Genomic DNA, 4,021 nt, shown 5'->3' on the forward strand with positions numbered 1-4,021 from the left:
TAGGCCACCTGACCTAACGGGTTAATCTTATCATAGTACATTGCTTCAAACTCAAAAGGCGATACATAACCCAGTGCACTGTGTACACGCTCTTTATTGAACCAATCTACCCAATTTAGTGTCGCAAGTTGTACATCTGCTAAACCTTGCCAATCTGCTTTTAAATATTCAATCACCTCGGTTTTGTATAAGCCATTCACCGTTTCAGCCAAAGCATTATCGTATGAATCACCAGTTGTACCGACTGATGCTCGTAAATTTGCTGCTTCTAAACGATTGGTATAGCGAATGGAAAGATATTACACACCTCTGTCGGAATGATGAATCACATTCTTTGGCATGCCTCGATCATGCAATGCTTGCTCCAATGCATCGAGCACCATATCTGTATTCATTCGTGTAGATACTTTCCAGCCAACAATTGCTCGTGAGAACACATCAATAATAAAGGCGGTATAGACCCAGCCTGAATTTGTTTGAATATAGGTAAAGTCAGCAACCCACAAGTGATTAGGCTGATCAGCTCTAAAATTCCGTTTCACCAAGTCAGGTGCTCGTTTTTGGTCATCTCGGCTACGGGTGGTTTGTTTGTTCTTACCTCGCCAAACACCTTGTATATCTAGCTTCTGCATCAATCGAGCAACTGTACAGCGTGCAATAATATAGCCTTCACGTTTCAGTTTTTGCCAGACTTTACGTACACCATACCGACCTGAACTTTCCTTCCAAATTCGTTTAATCTCCTCAGCATGATGCAAGTCATGTAAATCTCGCTTTGCTCGATGTTCTGGATTTTCGCAGAGATCTAGAGTCCGGTAATAGGTTGAAGGTGCGATCGGTAAAATTCTACAAATCGCATCAACACCATATAAGTCTTTATTGTTATGGATGAAATCCACCATTATTTGTGTGGGCGGTCGAGCTCCGCCTGGGCGAAAAAAGCGGCTGCTTTACGTAGAATCTCATTGGCGCGTTGCAGTTCTTTATTTTCGCGTTTGAGTTGTTTGATACGTTCTTGGTCTGAAAGCTGCTGTACTTTAACTGGATTTTGTTTATCTAAATATTTTTGATACCAAACACGTAGTGTTTCAGGAGTACAACCAATCTTGGGAGCAATTGCTGTGATCGCAGCCCAATTCGATGGATAATCTTTTTCAGATTCAATCAATAATTGAACCGCTCTTTCTCTGATTTCAGGGGTATATTTTAATTTTGTCATCGGAATAGTCTCTCAGAATATTGAGTCTCCGACAAACCCGGTACGGTTCATAACGTTGTCCCTTTCTTCTAAACTCAGATAAAAGTCTAAATATTACCCACATGAAATAACAATACAATACGATGTCATAAAAATGTCATGAAGCAGTCACAGAATACTTAATTGAATAAAATTAAATTCTTAGCCTTCTTGCAGAATTAATCATTTTTTATTTACGAAGAATTAATTAACCTCTTTCAAAGGCTTTAAAAGAATTTTTATTAGCTTCCTTCAGCGCTGCAATCTAACTTTATAAGAGCCATAAATGACTGCTTTAAATGTGCCTTCAAATTCTTCCATACATACATTAAAAACTTATATTAATCGGGACCTTTCCTTACTTGAATTTCATAAGCGAGTATTGGCACAGGCGAAAGATACTGAATATCCTTTACTTGAACGACTCAATTTTTTAATTATTTTTTCAAGTAATCTGGATGAATTTTTTCAAATACGAGTTGCCAGTTTAATGCAACAAATTGAACTTTCAGATCATGCTAGAACTCATCCAGATGACTTACTACTCTCAGATATAGTCACCACCATTTCCAAACTTGCACACGAAGCTGTCGAAGAACAGTATAAAATTCTTAATTATAATCTCTTACCACAACTGCAAGGACATGGCGTTCATTTCATTCAGTATGGTGACATCCTTGAAAAACATAAAGAATGGATTAAAAATTATTTTCATCATGAAGTTCAACCTGTGGTCACGCCTATCAGTCTAGACCCCGCACACCCTTTTCCTCGTTTAGCCAATAAAAGCTTAAATTTTATTGTCACTTTGGAAGGCAACGATGCCTTTGGACGAAAAATTAATTTAGCGATTGTTCCAGCACCACGATCATTACCTAGATTAGTGAAGTTACCTAAAAATATTTCTGGTGAGGATGAACACTACATTCTACTTTCAGCCATTATTCAGCAACATCTTCATGAATTATTTCCAGGGGTGACCACCACTGGATGTTATCAATTTCGGGTCACACGTAATGCAGATTTAAGTATCTCAGAAGATGTTGAAGACTTAGCAATTGCCTTAAAAGATGAACTATCCTCACGACGCTTTGGTCGGGCTGTAAGACTTGAGGTGACTAAAAATTGCCCTGAAAATATTATTGATTATTTACTTGGACAATTTGATCTTAAGCAAGAGCAACTCTATCGTATTGATGGCCCGCTTAATCTGGCGCGCTTTATATCGAACTTTAATTTGCCTGAGTTACGTTTTCCTTCCCATGTACAAAAATTACCGAAAGTGTTGTATGGGAAAAAATCCATATTTGAGGTATTAAAAACCGAAGATGTTTTATTACATCACCCTTTTCACTCTTTTGCTCCGGTCATTAAGCTACTGAAAGAGGCAGCCCGTGATCCACATGTGTTAGCCATAAAACAAACCCTTTATCGTAGTGGTGTAGATTCTGAAATTGTGCAAGTCCTTGCTGAAGCAGCACGAAATGGTAAGGAAGTCACAGCAGTGATTGAATTACGTGCTCGCTTTGATGAGGAGTCAAATATCGAAGTTGCCAATCTATTACAAGAAGCTGGGGCGGTTGTTGTATATGGGATCGTTGGTTATAAAACCCACGCCAAAATGATTCTGATCGTGCGTCGTGAAGTAGACAAGATTAAACGTTATGTTCATTTAGGCACAGGTAACTATCATGCAATGAATGCCAAAATCTATACTGATTATGGACTACTGACCAGTGATGCTGATATTTGTGAAGATGTCCATAAAGTCTTCCAGGAGCTCACAGGCATGGGGAAAATGGTCAAATTGAAAAAACTTTTTCATGCACCATTTACTCTGCATTCTCAATTGATTGAACTCATTGAAAATGAAACTGAAAATAGCAAAGCGGGCAAAAAAGCGCAGATTATTATTAAAGTCAACGCCTTAACTGAATCTCAACTAATTGATGCTCTGTATAGAGCGTCTCAAGCGGGCGTTCAAATCGATTTGATTATCCGTTCAATTTGCTGCTTACGCCCACAAGTGAAAGGACTTTCTGAAAATATTCGAGTCCGCTCAATTGTGGGACGTTTTTTAGAACATACCCGAGTTTATTATTTTTACCATCAGGGTGAAAGTAAACTTTTTTGCGCCAGTGCAGATTGGATGGGGCGTAATTTATTCTCTCGCATCGAGACCTGTTTCCCAATCGAAGATAAAAAACTTCGTAAACAAATTCTGGAAGAGGGCTTAATGAATTATCTTCAAGATAATCGGCGTGCATGGGAATTACAAGCCGATGGTACCTGGATACAATGTCAGGCTGGCAATGGACAGGCAGTCCATATTGCCCAGCAACAATTAATGAATCAAATTATTTAACGAAAAATTTCAAGTCATTGTATAAATGACAATCATTTGCAATGATTTAAACTTATTTTAACTAAACTGTAACAATACAACCCTAAAGTAAAAATCAAGTGGGAATGAGTCAATTACATGAATGATATCAGTGTTAAAAAGATCAACAAATTAATTGAACAGTTCGAAGAAGAAGGCAATAAAACACAAGCGCTTGAAATAGGTTATAAAACATATGCCATGCTTATGTCTGATCAGAAATTTGCTGATAAAGTGACAAAATCAGCAGAAAATTCTGAAGAGCGACTTTATAAATCGATAAAAATAAAACTTATTCCTGAGAAACATCAGGCGGATTCAAGCGGCAAGTGCAACAGTATAAAAACCAGCCATAACATCACTGGGCGTATACCATCCCAGTGTCTTTCTGGGGCGATTAT

General features: G+C 38.0%; 1 protein-coding gene, 2 pseudogenes and 1 other annotated feature. Of the genes and pseudogenes, 2 read left to right on the plus strand and 1 reads right to left on the minus strand.

Annotated elements, in window-relative coordinates:
• Nucleotides 1-1,219: pseudogene (locus tag NI469_RS15495) on the minus strand (IS3 family transposase); the annotation flags it as partial.
• Nucleotides 828-944: a sequence feature (AL1L pseudoknot), on the minus strand. It overlaps the preceding pseudogene by 117 nt.
• 304 nt (nt 1,220-1,523) lie before the next feature.
• On the opposite strand from NI469_RS15495, the gene ppk1 reads away from it, so the two are divergent.
• Both ppk1 and NI469_RS15505 read left to right on the plus strand, forming a co-directional pair.
• Complete coding sequence (gene ppk1 / locus NI469_RS15500) at nt 1,524-3,602, plus strand: polyphosphate kinase 1 (protein WP_004646175.1); 2,079 nt, start codon at nt 1,524-1,526, stop codon at nt 3,600-3,602.
• 117 nt (nt 3,603-3,719) lie between these two features.
• Nucleotides 3,720-3,929 (plus strand): annotated as a pseudogene (locus NI469_RS15505) (hypothetical protein); the annotation flags it as partial.
• Nucleotides 3,930-4,021: the final 92 nt, after the last annotated feature.

Origin of the sequence: Acinetobacter lwoffii (assembly GCF_024129735.1) — a bacterium.
In the GTDB taxonomy this organism is placed as follows: Bacteria; Pseudomonadota; Gammaproteobacteria; order Pseudomonadales; family Moraxellaceae; genus Acinetobacter; species Acinetobacter lwoffii_H.

Bases quoted from the DNA above. Each gene is read 5' to 3' on its own strand.
- ppk1 (WP_004646175.1), top strand. From the start codon at position 1,524: ATGACTGCTTTAAATGTGCCTTCAAATTCTTCCATACATACATTAAAA.